Source organism: Pseudomonas oryzae (assembly GCF_900104805.1).
GTDB lineage: Bacteria > Pseudomonadota > Gammaproteobacteria > Pseudomonadales > Pseudomonadaceae > Geopseudomonas > Geopseudomonas oryzae.
The window spans coordinates 2,972,237-2,985,267 of the sequence record NZ_LT629751.1; the positions used below are offsets into that span (position 1 = coordinate 2,972,237).

Below are 13,031 nucleotides of genomic sequence, written 5' to 3' on the forward strand. Positions count from 1 at the left end.
CAGGCGTAGGCCCTGTTTGTCCCCCGCCCCACACTCAGTGACGCAGGTGGCGCATGCGCAGCCCCAGCAGGACCATGGCCCCCACGTAGGCGACGATGCCGCCCCCCACCAGCAGGCTCAGCTCGCCGGCGCGACGTTGCCAGCCCCAGGCGAACCACTCGACCGAGGGCGCGTTCAGCCACCAGACCAGCGCCACCATGGCGGCGCAGCCAGCCAGCAGGCGCAGGCCGAACAGCCCCCAGCCCGGCGCCGGGCGGTAGACACCCGCCTTGTACAGCCCCCAGAACAGCAGGACGGTATTCAGCATCGACGACAGCGAGGTGGCCAGCGCCAGGCCGACGTGCTGCAGCGGCCAGATCAGGATCAGGTTGAACGCCATGTTGGCGACCATGCACTGCACGGCGATGCGCACCGGCGTCTTCAGGTCCTGACGGGCGAAGAAGCCCGGTGCCAGCACCTTGATCAGCATGAAGGTGAGCACGCCCAGCGAGTAGGCCTCCAGCGCGTTGGCCGCCTGCACCACGTCCGTCTCGGTCATCTTGCCGTAGTGGAACAGGCTGGCGATCAGCGGTTCGGAAAGGATGGCCAGAGCCAGCGCTGCCGGCACGCCGACCAGCAGGACCATGCGCAGCGCCCAGTCGATGGTCGCCGAGAACGCCTTGGGATCATCGCCGGCGTGCTGGCGCGACAGACTCGGTAGGATCACCGTGCCGATGGCGATACCGAAGGCGCCCAGCGGTAGCTCCGACAGACGGTCGGCGTAGTACAACCAGGACACGCTGCCGGACTGCAGGAAGGAGGCCAGCACGGTGTCCAGCAACAGGTTGATCTGACTGACCGACACCCCGAACAGCGCCGGCACCATCAGCGTCATGATCCGCTTCACCCCCTCGTCATGGCGATTGGGCCGCGGCACCGGCAGCAGCCGGATGCGCGCGAGGAACGGCAGCTGGAACAGCAACTGGGCCAGACCGGCGATGAACACCCCCCAGGCCAGCGCCATCACCGGCTGGTCGAAGTAGGGCGTGAGGAACACAGTGGCGCCGATCATGCAGACGTTGAGCAGCACCGGGGTGAAGGCCGGCACGGCGAAGCGCCCGTAGCTGTTGAGGATGCCGCCGCAGAAGGCGGTCAGCGAGATCAGCAGCAGATAGGGAAAGGTGATGCGCAGCAGCTCGCCGGCCAACGCGAGCTTTTCCGGCTCGCCGCGAAACCCCGGGGCGAACAGCATGATCAGGTAGGGCGAGGCCACCACGCCCAGCGCGGTGATCGCGGTCAGGGTCAGACCGAGGGTCCCGGCCACCCGATCGACCAGTTGCTTGACCTCAGCCAGGCTGCGTTGCGCGCGGTACTCGGACAACACCGGTACGAAGGCCTGGGCGAAGGCGCCCTCGGCGAACAGGCGGCGCATGAAGTTGGGAATCTTGAAGGCAATGAAGAAGGCATCCGCCGCCGGACTCGAACCGAAATAGGCCGCCACCACCATGTCGCGCACCATGCCCAGCACCCTGGACAGCAGGGTCATCACGCTGACCACTGCGCTGGAGCGCAATAAACCGCTTTTGGCAGACTCGCCGGACATGCTTTAATCCCCACCCCTGCAAAGGTCGGCGAGTTTAAGCCAGCGCCAGCCCGTCCGACCAGCATCCAGCGGCCGCCACTGCCCCTTGACAATGCCTACCGGCATCGGCATGATTCGCGGCCTTATTTACTTGGTATCCCCAGTTTTCGAGGAGCTCGACGGTGGCCAACTCCCCCTCCGCCAAAAAACGCGCCAAACAGGCTGAGAAGCGCCGCAGCCACAACGCCAGCCTGCGCTCGATGGTGCGTACCTACATCAAGAACGTGGTCAAGGCTATCGACGCCAAAGACCTGGCCAAGGCTCAGACCGCCTACACCCTGGCTGTGCCGGTGATCGACCGTATGGCCGACAAGGGCATCATCCACAAGAACAAAGCTGCTCGTCACAAGAGCCGCCTGAACGGCCACATCAAGGCCCTCGCCCAGGCTTAAGCTTCTGTTCCGACAAGAAACCGGCTTCGGCCGGTTTTTTGTTGCCCGCAGAAAAGTATCGGACGCTCGCGCGTGGCGAGCGCCCTGCCCCGTCAGGCCTGCTCCGAGGCGAGATCCACACGCGGCGCCGCCTGGTAGCGTGCCGTGCGCCAGGCCGCCAGCATCGCACCGCCGGCGCAGACCAGCATCACCAGCGCCATCGGCCGCGCCGTACCATCGTGCAGCACACCGACCAGCGCCGCCGCCAGCGCGGCGATGCCGAACTGCAGGCTGCCGAGCAGCGCCGAGGCGCTGCCGGCATGGCTGCCCTGCCCGGCCATCGCACAGGCCGAGGTGTTCGGCATCACCAGCCCAAGGATCGCGATGCAGCCGAACAAGGGCGGCAGCAACGGCCACAGCTCCGCCGGCTGCAGCGCCGCGACCACCAACAGCGCCAATGCACAGAACAGATAGAAGGCCACGCCACGCGGCACCCAGAAGGCCGGACCACGCTCGCGCAACAGACGGGAATTGAACTGGGCAACCAGAATGAAACCTGCCGCGTTGCTGCCGAACAGCCAGCCGTACTGCTGGGCCGGCACCCCGTAGAGGTCGATGAACACGAAAGGCGAGCCGGCAATGTAGGTGAACATCGCAGCGATCGCCAGACCGCCGGTCAGCGCATGACCGATGAACACGCGATCCGCCAGCAGCAGCCGGTACTGCCGCCAGGCTCCGCCCAGCGGTGCCGGAGGCGCTTCCTGCGGGCGAGTCTCCGGCAGATGGCAGTACACCAGCAGCAGACAGAGCGCCGCGAACAGGCCGAGACCGACGAAGATCGCCTGCCAGCCCGAGTGCTGCAGCAGGAAGCCGCCCAGCAGGGGAGCGAGGATTGGCGCCAGCCCCATCACCAGCATCAGCCGGGAGAACACCCGCGCCGAGGCCACCGGATCGCACAGGTCGCGCACCACCGCCCGCGAAATCACCATCCCCGCGCAACCACCGAGCGCCTGAACGAAACGCGCAGCCACCAGCCACTCCAGACTCGGCGCCAGACTGCAGGCCAGCGAGGCCAGGGTGAACAGGGCGACACCGAACAGCAGCGGCCGACGCCGACCGAAGCGGTCCGCGAGCGGACCATAAAGCAGCTGACCGACGGCCAGACCGACGAAGTAGGCCGCCAGGCTGAGCTGGACATGCTCGACGTCGGTGGCGAAGAAACGCGCCAGCGCCGGAAAGGCCGGCAGGTAGAAGTCGATGGCCAGCGGCGCAAACGCCGTCAGGGCACCAAGGATCAGCAGGATTCGCAGGGACATCAGCACTCCGGGCAGGAACGGGCGCCATCGGAAGCGCACCACGAGGCGGTCATTTTTAGATACATTCACCCACGTTTGTAAATACGTCCACGATAATTAGCCTGTCTGTCGCCCCGCGACACTCCCCCGCCTGTCGAGGTTCACGGATGCGCCGCACCAAAGAAGAAGCCGAACGAACCCGCTGCGAACTGCTCGCCGCGGCCGAGCGTCTGTTTCTCGAGCAAGGCGTGGCGCACACCTCCCTGGAGCAGATCGCCCGCGCCGCCGGTGTCACCCGTGGCGCCCTCTACTGGCATTTCGCCAACAAGGCCGACCTGTTCCACGCCATGCTCGAGCAGGTGCGCCTGCCTCCGGAGCAGATGGTCGCCCGACTGGCGCACTGCACCGATCACGACCCGCTGCTCACCCTGCGTGAACTGTGCGTGCAGGCCATGACCGGCCTGAAACACAACCCGCAGAAACGGCGGATCTTCACCATCCTGCTGCACCGCTGCGAATTCACCGACGAACTGCGCCACGCCCAGGAACGCCACGAGGCCTTCGTCAACCAGTTCATCGACCTGTGCGAGGAGCTGTTCGCGCAAGCAGCCCGCCAGGGGCGCCTGTCCCCGGGGCAATCGCCGCGACTGGCGGCCCTCGCCCTGCACGGCCTGGTCGTCGGCATGCTCAGCGACTGGCTGCGCGACTCCGGACTGTTCGACGTCGAGCGCGACGCCCCGCTGATGATCGACGCCCTGCTCCGCGGCCTGGTCCGCGACTGGCCTGCCACCCCCTGATCGCACACTGTTCATCGCGGGTTCGCACGACTGTAACCGCCGCGGGGTAAATAGCTGCCATCGATTCACGGAGCAGCACCATGTCGACCCTCACCGAACTCGCCAAACAGATCGCCGAGCTGTACCCGCTCCAGGACAAGACTGCCGGCAAGCGCTATCGCATCGTCAGCGAGCTCGCCGGCCTCACCGAACTGGAAGAGGTCAGCGGCAAGCCGCGCTACATTCCGACTCGCGCACTCCAGGACGACACCATCTGGGACCTCGCCGGCTGAAGAAACCGCTGTTCAGCGCGCCACCCTGCCGAGCGCACCGAGATCGAACGTCCCGCTATCGCTGAAACGGCGACTGCCCAGAGGCGCGCCACCGAGCTTGCCACGCAGTACGTAGGGCACCCGATGCAGCCGCTCAGGCTCCGTCAACCCCAGCGCCTGGCGCACCGCCGAAAATGCCGAGATGCTCACCGGCACGACCAGCAGCGTTTCGCCGAAGCGGGGCACGCTGCCGCGCTGGTCGCTGACCCCGCTGGCCAGCGGACGATCATTGACGCGCAGTTCGACGGCCACCCCCTCGTATGGCAGTTCGCGGTCATTGGGGTTCTGCACCCTCAGCTTGAGGGCAAAACGCATCTCCAGCCCTTCACCGGGCAAAGGGTCGAGCCCGACCAGATGGATATTGAGCGGATCGCGCCCGCCCAAGCCGGCGCAGCCACCCAGGACGAACAGCGTCATGCCTGCCAGCAGCAGGCGATACCAGCGGGCGCGCGACAGGACAGCATCAACGGACATGAGCGAGAACCTCTCGGACGGTGGACGGATCCATGACCAGCACAAGTATCGCCCCGTGCGCCCATGCCTGCCCGCAAGCGGTGCACATCTCGCCCACGGCACGGCGCCCGAAAAGCCCGACAGTGCACCACGAATGGTCACAACCGTCGATCTAGACTGATGCGACGCTGGCGAGAAGGGGCATGAAGGCCCAGCTGCCAGATCGCCCCCCAGGAAAAGACCACACACTTACAAGTGGCATCCGATTTGCTTTTGCCTTGGCGGTGCAATGTCACCTTTCAGACAACACCCTTAAGCCATCACGAGGAAGAACCATGGCTATCGCGATCAACTGGACTGCCGATTTCGAGACGGGTATCGACATCATCGACGAGCAACACAAGCGGATCTTCGAATACCTCAAGGAGATCGACCAGGCGATCTCGCAGCGCTCCATCACGGCGATCGAAAAGGTCATCCGCTCGCTCATCGACTACGCCATCTCCCACAACACCTTCGAAGAAAGCCTGATGGAGCGGGCCGGCTATCCGATGCTGCAGGCACACCACGACGTGCACGAGCGCTTCAAGGAACGCGCCCACGCCTACCTCGACCGCTTCGACAACGGCGAAGACCCGATCCGCCTGGCCCGCGAGGTACGCGGCGACATCGGCCTGTGGCTGACCAACCACATCCGTTGCGAGGACAAGCACTACGTCAACTACGTCAAGCGCGATCTGGAAGGCGGCTTCGTCGCGCGGATGATCAACAAGATCTTCGGCTGAAGGCAGCGAACATCCGCACCGGCCGCCATCAGGGGCCGTGCGGACCAACGGGAAAGAGGATCCCCGCAAGGGCTCGCGGGACCGGGCCGATGCCGCCGATCGGCACCGCAGAAAGCACAAAGCCCCGGATATCCGGGGCTTTGTGTCAGGGTTTGGTGGAGCCGGGGGGATTTGAACCCCCGTCCGCCAGCTCTCCGCTATCGGTTCTACATGCTTATCCCAGTCTATTGAGTTAACCCATTGCGGCCCGACGGGCAGGGTGCTTTGGGCGAGCTGTATGAGTTTTAGCCGTTACGTCTACAGCGAACTTGGCGGCGATCCTGTTCTATCTGACAGTCTCTTCGGGTTTACAGGCATCCCCTGGAGACTGCTGGGGCATTAAGCCGCCAGAGCGTAGTTGTCGTCGTTGGCAACTATGAGTTTGTAACAGCGAATTTACGAGTTCTGTTACCAGCTCGGCATGCCCCTCAAGTTTTGTAACCGGCGTCGAATCCTAATCGGCCCCTGGGTACTTCTGCTTGCTAGGTTGGAGCACAGTGTACGGCAAAGGTTCCCTGCGGCCAAGTCTGCGGTACAGTTGGCAGCCGCCCGACCGACCGGAGGACGGGCACCGACGCGGGTGCCGCGGCCATAGGCAAAAACGATCCTGCTGATTTTTGCAATCAATTATGCCTAAGCTACTGCCGCGGGTAGGATGCACCCCGTCAACAAGCTTTCAACCCCCTGAAGGAGTTCAGTGAATGTCCCTCATCAACACCCAGGTTCAACCGTTCAAGGCCAACGCTTTCCACAACGGCGAGTTCATCCAGGTCACCGAGGAGTCCCTGAAGGGCAAGTGGTCCGTGCTGATCTTCATGCCGGCTGCCTTCACCTTCAACTGCCCGACCGAGATCGAAGACGCCGCTGACAACTACGCCGAATTCCAGAAGGCCGGTGCCGAGGTGTACATCGTCACCACCGACACCCACTTCTCCCACAAGGTCTGGCACGAAACCTCCCCGGCCGTCGGCAAGGCCCAGTTCCCGCTGGTTGGCGACCCGACCCACCAGCTGACCCGCGCCTTCGGCGTGCACATCGAGGAAGAAGGTCTTGCCCTGCGCGGCACCTTCGTGATCAACCCGGAAGGCGTGATCAAGACCCTGGAGATCCACTCCAACGAGATCGCCCGTGACGTCAGCGAGACCCTGCGCAAGCTGAAGGCCGCCCAGTACACCGCCGCCAACCCGGGCCAGGTCTGCCCGGCCAAGTGGAAGGAAGGCGCCGAGACCCTGACCCCGTCGCTGGATCTGGTCGGCAAGATCTAAGCAACCTCCAGAGGTTGTCGCGTCGCGAGGGCTGCTACCCGGCCCTCGCGCTGCCTGAATGCCCGGGTGGGATCCGCCCGGGCATTTTCATATCCGAATTTCGCCAAAGGAATACCGTCGCCATGTTGGATGCCAACCTGAAAACCCAGTTGAAGGCCTACCTCGAAAAGGTCACCCAGCCCTACGAGATCGTCGCGACCCTGGACGACGGTGAGAAGTCCCGCGAGCTGCTCGCCCTGCTCGAGGACATCAACGCCCTGAGCGACAAGATCGCCCTGAACACCGCAGGCCAGGACGCCCGCAAGCCTTCGTTCGGCTTCCGCCGCGACGGCCAGGAGATCGGCCCGCGCTTCGCCGGCATCCCGCTGGGCCACGAGTTCACCTCGCTGGTGCTGGCCCTGCTGCAGGTCGGCGGCCATCCGCCAAAGATTTCCGACGAGCAGATCGCGCAGATCAAGGCGCTCGACGGCGACTACCAGTTCGAAACCTACTACTCGCTGTCCTGCCACAACTGCCCGGACGTGGTGCAGGCGCTCAACCTGATGGCGGTGCTCAACCCGCGCATCAAGCACGTGGCCATCGACGGCGCGCTGTTCCAGGACGAGGTGAACCAGCGCCAGATCATGGCGGTGCCGAGCGTCTACCTCAACGGCGAATCCTTCGGCGCCGGCCGCATGGGCGTCGAGGAGATCCTCGCCAAGCTGGACACCGGCGCCGGCGCCCGCGACGCCGAGAAGCTCAACGCCAGGACCGCCTTCGACGTGCTGGTGGTCGGCGGCGGCCCGGCCGGCGCTTCGGCGGCCATCTACGCCGCGCGCAAGGGCATCCGCACCGGCGTCGCCGCCGAGCGCTTCGGTGGCCAGGTGCTGGACACCATGGCCATCGAGAACTTCATCTCGGTGCCGGAAACCGAAGGCCCGAAACTGGCCCGCGCGCTGGAAGAGCACGTGCGCCAGTACGAGGTCGACATCATCAACCTGCAGCGCGCCAGCAAGCTGATCCCGGCCGAAACCGGCGACGGCCTGCACACCGTGCAGTTCGACAACGGCGGCGAGCTGAAAGCCAGGACCGTGATCCTCGCCACCGGCGCGCGCTGGCGCGAGATGAACGTGCCGGGCGAGCAGGAGTACCGAGGCCGCGGCGTGGCCTACTGCCCGCACTGCGACGGCCCGCTGTTCAAGGGCAAGCGCGTGGCGGTGATCGGCGGCGGCAACTCCGGCGTCGAGGCGGCCATCGACCTGGCCGGCATCGTCGCCCACGTCACCCTGCTGGAGTTCGGCGAGCAGCTGCGCGCCGACGCGGTGCTGCAGAACAAGCTGCGCAGCCTGGCCAACGTCACCGTGATCACCATGGCGCAGACCACCGAGGTGCAGGGCGACGGCCAGAAGGTCACCGGGCTGGTCTACAAGGACCGCCACAACGACGCGGTACACGAGGTCGCGCTGGAAGGCATCTTCGTGCAGATCGGCCTGCTGCCCAACAGCGACTGGCTGAAGGGCACCCTGGAGCTCTCCCGCTTCGGCGAGATCGTGGTCGACGCCAAGGGCCAGACCAGCGTGCCCGGCGTGTTCGCCGCCGGCGACGTGACCACCGTGCCGTACAAGCAGATCGTCATCGCCGTCGGCGAGGGGGCCAAGGCCGCGCTCTCCGCCTTCGACCACCTGATCCGTCAGGGCTGATCGACCTGCCCCGCCAGCGCCGCCCTCTCCCGCCGGAGGGGCGGCGCTGGCGTTTCCGCCGCGCTACTTGGCGCGCAGCGCCGCATTGAGGTTGTCGACCACCTCGGCCCAGTCGGCGTCCTCGAGAATCTCCTCGCGCAGGAAGGCGGCCTGGGCGGGCGTCCAGAAGCTCGCATCGGCCAGCTGGACATCCTCCGCCAGCGGTGAGTGGCGCTCGAGGAAGTCCTTGATCGAGGCGTTGTCGTTGGGCAGCCCCAGCTGCTCGAACAGGTGATGGAAGGCGTGGATCGGCTGGTCCATGGAGTCCTCCGGCTATGCCCGTGGGGTGGATGGGATCAGCACAGAGTATTGCCCAGCCTCGCCGAGGCTGCCGGACAAGCGACGGGGTGTCGTCCGCGCGTCAGCTGACGCCGAGGGTGACCGCCGTCAACGCCGCATAGCGCGCGCCCTTGGCCAGGGTGACACAGAGCAGCACGATCCAGAACGACTCGCGCATCACCCCGGCCACCACGGTGAGCGGGTCGCCGACCACCGGCAGCCAGCTGAGCAGCAGCGACCAGCGACCGTGGCGCTGGTACCAGCCCTGGGCGCGCTCGAGATGCTGCTCGCGCACCGGGAACCAGCGCTTGTGGCGAAAGCGCTCGAGGTACAGGCCGAGCAGCCAGTTGAGCAGCGAGCCGAGCACGTTGCCGGCGGTAGCCACCGCCAGCAGACTCAGCACCGGGTGCTGTTCGGCGAGCAGCAGGCCGACCAGCAACGCCTCGGACTGCAGAGGCAGCAGGCTGGCGGCGCCGAAGGCGGTGAGGAACAGGCCGAGATAGACGGACAGATCGAACATGATGCGCTGGCAGGCCCCGTCGGCTTGAGCGCCGCTTAGGCGTCTTCCTCGCGGATGGTGGCGTAGTCGAAGCCATAGACATCGCTGAACCACACCGGACTGCCCTCGGCCATGCCACCGTAGGTGATGCGCAGCGCCAGCAGGCTGGCACCGTAGCCAAGATCCTGCAGACGCTGACGGAACAGGTCGCGATAGAAACTGCTCGCCTCCTCGTACTCGGCGCTGGCACGCGCCTCGTCGTCGGGGAAGCGCACGTCCAGTTCGGCGTCGAAGCGTTCGAAACGCTCCGAGAAGTCGGCCGAGGCGTAGACGAACTCGTCCTCCTCGCCACCGAAGACGAAGGCCAGGTGCTCGCAGGGGGTTTCCAGGTACTCGTCGTCCTGCTCGACGAACTGCTGCTGGCCACAGATCGGGCAATGTACCCTGGGCGGCTGCAAGCCGAACGGCTGCTCGATGGAAACGTAACCCACCTGACCGATGGACGCGCAAGCGTTGTCCTGCATGAAATCCTCGCTGAGTCGACCCGAAACGACACGGGGCGACTGATCGGTCGCCCCGCGGGTGGTGCAAGTTTACGGTGTCGCGCGCGACGAGGGGTGGAAATTCGCCGCAGTCTGTCGCGTTTCAGAGCTTCCAGGCGTAGGCGATGCCGAAACTGTCCTGCTGCATCTTCAGGTCCACCTCGCCGCCGCCGAAGGCCTGCGGGATCGAGTCGCTGCCCTTGAGCTCCTCGCTGAAGGCATGGGCGTAGAACAGGCTGATCTCGTGGTCGGCCACCGGCGCCCAGGTCGCGCCAAAGGTCAGGTGCTCGCGCACCACGCCGGGCGCCAGGGTATTGAAGAAGGTCTCGCCCTTGTCCAGCGCCTGGTCGGCCCAGCTGTAGCCGCCGCGCAGGGTCAGTTGCGGACTGACGGCGTAGCTGGCCCCCAGCTTGTAGACGCGGATGTCCTCCCAGCCGAAGTTGGGCCCATCCTCGGAGCCGAGCCGGTGGCCGTCGAACAGCACGCTGACCGGATTGGAGATGGCCTTCACGTCGCTGTAGTCGATCTGCTGCACATCGGCGGCCAGGGTCAGCCGGTCGGAAGCCTGCCAGGCCAGGCCGATGCCGTAGTTCTCCGGGATGTCGAAGCTGCCGTGGTCGGCGAACAGCCCCTCGTAACGCTCGAACTTGCCGGTCCTGATCTTCGACGACCAGGCCACGCCGAGGGTCAGGCTGTCGCTGAGCCGGCCGTTCCAGCCCAGGCGCAGCCCCCAGCCATCGGAATGATCATGGCCATTGTCGCTGACCTTACCCGGCGCCTCGGAAGTCATCGCGTCATCGAAGCGACTGAGACCACGCGCCTCGAAACGCTGGTAGGCATAGTTGAGAGCGACGCCGATGGTCTGTCGCTCGCTGATACGCCAGGCCAGCGACGGGGTGACGAACACCTGGGCCAGGTCGACGCCGGCGTCGCCGTGACTGCCGTAGGCGGCGAAGGGATTGCGGCCGTAGTCGGTGTTCATGCCACCGTTGGCGTACACGGCCAGGCCGAAGGCCAGGCGCTCGTCGAGCTGGCGGGTGTAGCCGAACTCGGGAATCAGGAACGCCTCGGTATCGTTGCCGTCGTAGCGGCCATTGGCGCCCGGCACGGGAGAGCCGCTGATGGCCACGCTGCGATCGGGACGGAACCAGGTGACGCCGAGATCCAGGCGGTCGCCCACCAGCGCCGTGCCGGCCGGGTTGCTGGCGGCAGCCAGGGCATCCTGCGGCAGGGCGAAGCCGACGCCGGCCATGCCGAGCGACTTGATGCCGTAGCCGTGAGCGAAATAACCGTTGGTGGCGAGGGCTAGCGGGCTGATGGCGGCGCTACCCAGCAGCAGGGCAGCGAGAAGCGGCTTGTGGAACGACATGGAGATCCCCCGAAAACACGTGGCCGCCAGAGGCCGGCCGGAACGGAGGCAATCCTAAACAAAATATATAATGTTTAATTATAATATTAGCTAATATTTTAATTCCTGATGGATCTATAGAGGCATCCACTGACGCTGTCGCCCTCGCCAGGCGGCCTGGCGCAGACCTAATCCCCGGCGGCCTGCGGGCAGTACAGCTGATAGAGCGTGCCGAGCAGCACCAGCATCTTCGGCTCGGCGATCGAATAGAACATGCGCTTGCCGTCGCGGCGGGTCTGTACTAGGCCCTCGTTGCGCAGCACGGCCAGCTGCTGCGACAGGCTCGGCTGGCGCAGGCCGAGGATCTCCTCCAGTTCGCCGACCGACTGCTCGCCCTGGCTCAACTGACAGAGCAGCAGCAGGCGGTCCGGGTTGCCGAGCGTGCGCAACACGCTAGCCGCCTCGGTGGCAGCGGCACGCATCAGCTGCATGTCGAGATCGGCTTGAACTTCGGTCATGGACGGGAACTCCTTGTGGCGCTGACCTGCGGATGCGAAAGGCAAACATTATCACCCGAAGCCGCTGCCAGCGTCACGGACACTCCCGAAGCCCCGCCCTCAACCGCCGGTGGCATTCATGAAGCGCAGCACCTGCACCTCGCCACTGCTGGCGAACTCGTGACGCAGCGGCTTGCGCTGCAGGGCGGCCTCGATCGCCTCGAGCAGCGGGCGGTCCTCGGTGGGATGCCGACGCACCAGGCCGCGCAGATCCAGCGAGTTCTCGTGCCCCAGACACAGCAGCAGACGGCCCTCGGCGGTCAGGCGCAGACGGTTGCAGCTCGAGCAGAAGTTGTGCGAATGCGGCGAGATGAAGCCGACGCGGGTCTGCGGGTGACCCTCCAGGCGTACGTAGCGCGCCGGCCCGCCGCTCTGCTCGGGGCTGTCGAACAGGTTGTAGCGCTCGGCGATGCGCGCACGCACCTCGTCGCTGGAGCAGAACGCCTCGCCACGGTCGCGACCGACCTGCCCCAGCGGCATCTCCTCGATGAAGCTGATGTCCAGCCCCTTGGCCACGGCGAAGTCGACGAGCGCCGTCACCTCGTCGTCGTTGCGCCCCTTCATGATCACGCTGTTGAGTTTGATCCGCTCGAAGCCGGCCTCGCGCGCCGCCTCGATGCCGGCGAGCACCTGGGCGAGATCGCCGGTGCGGGTGATCGCGTGGAATTTACCGGCATCCAGACTGTCGAGGCTGACGTTGAGGCGCCTGACCCCGGCTTCGACCAGCGGTCGGGCGAGCTTGCCGAGCTGCGAGCCGTTGCTGGTCATCACCAGCTCGCGCAGGCCGGGCAGCTCGGCGATCTGCCGGCACAGGTCGACGATGCCGCGGCGCACCAGCGGCTCGCCGCCGGTCAGGCGGATCTTCTTCACGCCGAGGCCGACGAACAGGCGGGCGAGGCGAACGATTTCCTCGAAGCCGAGCACCTGCTGGCGCGGCAGGAAGGTCATGTCCTCGGCCATGCAGTAGACGCAGCGGAAGTCGCAGCGATCCGTCACCGACAGGCGCAGGTAGTCGATCTTGCGACCATGGCCGTCCAGCAACATGGCGTCGTTCATTCGCTCAGCTCCTCATGGCCGCGCCGGGCGGGTTGCGCGCACAATGCAAGGAGCGCACCAACACCGCGCCATCGCGGGCGATTGCCCTTGGCTGA

Annotated in this window: 15 protein-coding genes and 1 other RNA gene; 6 read left to right on the forward strand and 10 right to left on the reverse strand. The window is 65.7% G+C overall.

Annotation, left to right across the window (positions count from 1 at the left end):
• Window positions 1–34: 34 nt before the first annotated feature.
• Window positions 35–1,582: a murein biosynthesis integral membrane protein MurJ gene (gene murJ / locus BLT78_RS13380; protein ID WP_090349436.1), complete on the reverse strand. Its 1,548-nt coding sequence runs from the start codon at window positions 1,580–1,582 to the stop codon at window positions 35–37.
• Window positions 1,583–1,743: 161 nt separating this feature from the next.
• Here murJ and rpsT point away from each other — a divergent pair, with 161 nt between their 5' ends.
• Window positions 1,744–2,013 (forward strand): 30S ribosomal protein S20, encoded by a 270-nt coding sequence (gene rpsT / locus BLT78_RS13385; protein WP_090211787.1) that lies wholly within the window; start codon window positions 1,744–1,746, stop codon window positions 2,011–2,013.
• A 92-nt stretch (window positions 2,014–2,105) separates the two neighbouring features.
• Here the strand turns inward: rpsT and BLT78_RS13390 are convergent, their stop codons facing one another.
• Window positions 2,106–3,308: a multidrug effflux MFS transporter gene (locus tag BLT78_RS13390; protein ID WP_090349437.1), complete on the reverse strand. Its 1,203-nt coding sequence runs from the start codon at window positions 3,306–3,308 to the stop codon at window positions 2,106–2,108.
• A 146-nt stretch (window positions 3,309–3,454) separates the two neighbouring features.
• Here BLT78_RS13390 and BLT78_RS13395 point away from each other — a divergent pair, with 146 nt between their 5' ends.
• Complete coding sequence (locus tag BLT78_RS13395) at window positions 3,455–4,084, forward strand: TetR family transcriptional regulator (RefSeq protein ID WP_090349438.1); 630 nt, start codon at window positions 3,455–3,457, stop codon at window positions 4,082–4,084.
• An 80-nt stretch (window positions 4,085–4,164) separates the two neighbouring features.
• Window positions 4,165–4,356, forward strand: a complete 192-nt coding sequence (locus tag BLT78_RS13400) for a hypothetical protein (protein ID WP_090349439.1) — start codon at window positions 4,165–4,167, stop codon at window positions 4,354–4,356.
• Window positions 4,357–4,368: 12 nt separating this feature from the next.
• Here BLT78_RS13400 and BLT78_RS13405 read toward each other — a convergent pair whose 3' ends face one another.
• On the reverse strand, window positions 4,369–4,869 hold the full coding sequence (locus BLT78_RS13405) for an LEA type 2 family protein (protein WP_172830794.1): 501 nt from the start codon (window positions 4,867–4,869) through the stop codon (window positions 4,369–4,371).
• A 314-nt stretch (window positions 4,870–5,183) separates the two neighbouring features.
• Between BLT78_RS13405 and BLT78_RS13410 the strand changes: the two genes are divergently transcribed.
• The gene (locus tag BLT78_RS13410; protein WP_090349440.1) at window positions 5,184–5,633 is read left to right on the forward strand and encodes a bacteriohemerythrin; all 450 of its coding nucleotides are present in this window, start codon (window positions 5,184–5,186) and stop codon (window positions 5,631–5,633) included.
• Window positions 5,634–5,786: 153 nt separating this feature from the next.
• On the opposite strand, the gene ssrA is transcribed toward BLT78_RS13410, so the two are convergent.
• Window positions 5,787–6,138, reverse strand: a transfer-messenger RNA (tmRNA) gene (gene ssrA, locus BLT78_RS13415).
• Window positions 6,139–6,373: 235 nt separating this feature from the next.
• On the opposite strand from ssrA, the gene ahpC reads away from it, so the two are divergent.
• Together ahpC and ahpF are read left to right on the forward strand one after the other, a co-directional pair.
• The gene (gene ahpC, locus BLT78_RS13420; RefSeq protein WP_090349441.1) at window positions 6,374–6,937 is read left to right on the forward strand and encodes an alkyl hydroperoxide reductase subunit C; all 564 of its coding nucleotides are present in this window, start codon (window positions 6,374–6,376) and stop codon (window positions 6,935–6,937) included.
• Window positions 6,938–7,059: 122 nt separating this feature from the next.
• Entirely contained in the window at window positions 7,060–8,616 is a 1,557-nt protein-coding gene (gene ahpF / locus BLT78_RS13425) for an alkyl hydroperoxide reductase subunit F (protein ID WP_090349442.1), read from the forward strand.
• Window positions 8,617–8,679: 63 nt separating this feature from the next.
• Here the strand turns inward: ahpF and BLT78_RS13430 are convergent, their stop codons facing one another.
• From BLT78_RS13430 to moaA, 6 genes are all read right to left on the reverse strand, one after another.
• Window positions 8,680–8,916, reverse strand: coding sequence for a DUF2789 domain-containing protein (locus tag BLT78_RS13430; protein WP_090349443.1), 237 nt, complete (start codon window positions 8,914–8,916; stop codon window positions 8,680–8,682).
• A 100-nt stretch (window positions 8,917–9,016) separates the two neighbouring features.
• Window positions 9,017–9,454, reverse strand: a complete 438-nt coding sequence (locus BLT78_RS13435; protein ID WP_090349444.1) for a YqaA family protein — start codon at window positions 9,452–9,454, stop codon at window positions 9,017–9,019.
• A gap of 35 nt (window positions 9,455–9,489) precedes the next feature.
• Window positions 9,490–9,957: a hypothetical protein gene (locus tag BLT78_RS13440; protein ID WP_090349445.1), complete on the reverse strand. Its 468-nt coding sequence runs from the start codon at window positions 9,955–9,957 to the stop codon at window positions 9,490–9,492.
• A 121-nt stretch (window positions 9,958–10,078) separates the two neighbouring features.
• Window positions 10,079–11,344: an OmpP1/FadL family transporter gene (locus BLT78_RS13445; protein WP_090349446.1), complete on the reverse strand. Its 1,266-nt coding sequence runs from the start codon at window positions 11,342–11,344 to the stop codon at window positions 10,079–10,081.
• Window positions 11,345–11,511: 167 nt separating this feature from the next.
• Window positions 11,512–11,841, reverse strand: coding sequence for an ArsR/SmtB family transcription factor (locus BLT78_RS13450; RefSeq protein WP_090349447.1), 330 nt, complete (start codon window positions 11,839–11,841; stop codon window positions 11,512–11,514).
• 99 nt (window positions 11,842–11,940) lie between these two features.
• Window positions 11,941–12,924 carry a GTP 3',8-cyclase MoaA gene (gene moaA / locus BLT78_RS13455; protein ID WP_090352315.1) on the reverse strand — a complete coding sequence of 328 codons (984 nt, stop codon included), beginning with the start codon at window positions 12,922–12,924 and terminating at the stop codon, window positions 11,941–11,943.
• Window positions 12,925–13,031: the final 107 nt, after the last annotated feature.

What these genes read in the sequence shown, in the direction of transcription:
- murJ (WP_090349436.1), bottom strand. Translation starts at nt 1,582, where the DNA reads ATGTCCGGCGAGTCTGCCAAAAGCGGTTTATTGCGCTCCAGCGCAGTG.
- BLT78_RS13390 (WP_090349437.1), bottom strand. Translation starts at nt 3,308, where the DNA reads ATGTCCCTGCGAATCCTGCTGATCCTTGGTGCCCTGACGGCGTTTGCG.
- BLT78_RS13395 (WP_090349438.1), top strand. Translation starts at nt 3,455, where the DNA reads ATGCGCCGCACCAAAGAAGAAGCCGAACGAACCCGCTGCGAACTGCTC.
- BLT78_RS13400 (WP_090349439.1), top strand. Translation starts at nt 4,165, where the DNA reads ATGTCGACCCTCACCGAACTCGCCAAACAGATCGCCGAGCTGTACCCG.
- BLT78_RS13405 (WP_172830794.1), bottom strand. Translation starts at nt 4,869, where the DNA reads ATGTCCGTTGATGCTGTCCTGTCGCGCGCCCGCTGGTATCGCCTGCTG.
- BLT78_RS13410 (WP_090349440.1), top strand. Translation starts at nt 5,184, where the DNA reads ATGGCTATCGCGATCAACTGGACTGCCGATTTCGAGACGGGTATCGAC.
- ahpC (WP_090349441.1), top strand. Translation starts at nt 6,374, where the DNA reads ATGTCCCTCATCAACACCCAGGTTCAACCGTTCAAGGCCAACGCTTTC.
- ahpF (WP_090349442.1), top strand. Translation starts at nt 7,060, where the DNA reads ATGTTGGATGCCAACCTGAAAACCCAGTTGAAGGCCTACCTCGAAAAG.
- BLT78_RS13430 (WP_090349443.1), bottom strand. Translation starts at nt 8,916, where the DNA reads ATGGACCAGCCGATCCACGCCTTCCATCACCTGTTCGAGCAGCTGGGG.
- BLT78_RS13435 (WP_090349444.1), bottom strand. Translation starts at nt 9,454, where the DNA reads ATGTTCGATCTGTCCGTCTATCTCGGCCTGTTCCTCACCGCCTTCGGC.
- BLT78_RS13440 (WP_090349445.1), bottom strand. Translation starts at nt 9,957, where the DNA reads ATGCAGGACAACGCTTGCGCGTCCATCGGTCAGGTGGGTTACGTTTCC.
- BLT78_RS13445 (WP_090349446.1), bottom strand. Translation starts at nt 11,344, where the DNA reads ATGTCGTTCCACAAGCCGCTTCTCGCTGCCCTGCTGCTGGGTAGCGCC.
- BLT78_RS13450 (WP_090349447.1), bottom strand. Translation starts at nt 11,841, where the DNA reads ATGACCGAAGTTCAAGCCGATCTCGACATGCAGCTGATGCGTGCCGCT.
- moaA (WP_090352315.1), bottom strand. Translation starts at nt 12,924, where the DNA reads ATGTTGCTGGACGGCCATGGTCGCAAGATCGACTACCTGCGCCTGTCG.